Origin of the sequence: Alicyclobacillus hesperidum subsp. aegles (assembly GCF_027923525.1) — a bacterium.
Classification (GTDB): Bacteria; Bacillota; Bacilli; order Alicyclobacillales; family Alicyclobacillaceae; genus Alicyclobacillus; species Alicyclobacillus aegles.
Genome location: NZ_BSBJ01000062.1, coordinates 1 through 334, shown reverse-complemented (window position 1 = coordinate 334; position 334 = coordinate 1). Strand labels below are relative to the sequence as shown.

The following is a 334-nucleotide window of genomic DNA, read 5'->3' as shown; positions in this document are numbered from 1 at the left end:
GCAACAGCAAATCACTGCGTACGTGAAATACAACACCTATCACAAGGAGCGGACGAAGCGGTGGAAAGCAGACATCAGTCGGTATGAGAACTGGGAATACGACGAAGAACGAGATGAGTACATCTGTGCAGCGGGCCAACGATTGACCTTTCGATACGAAGGATACGAGAAGACTGAGACTGGATACCGAGTGAAGAAAGGATATTACAGATGTGACACCTGTGGAACATGCCCGATACGAGCTCGGTGCACAAAAGGGTTGGGTAATCGACAAATCGGCGTAAGTCGCGAGCTCCAAAGATACAAACAAATGACAAGGGAACGTCTGTCAAGT

1 protein-coding gene is annotated in these 334 nt (G+C 48.5%); it reads left to right on the top strand.

Annotation, left to right across the window (positions count from 1 at the left end; genetic code table 11):
* Nucleotides 1-22 precede the first annotated feature (22 nt).
* A partial coding sequence (locus tag QMF38_RS14880; protein ID WP_390854578.1) for a transposase occupies nt 23-334 on the top strand: 312 nt, incomplete at its 3' end.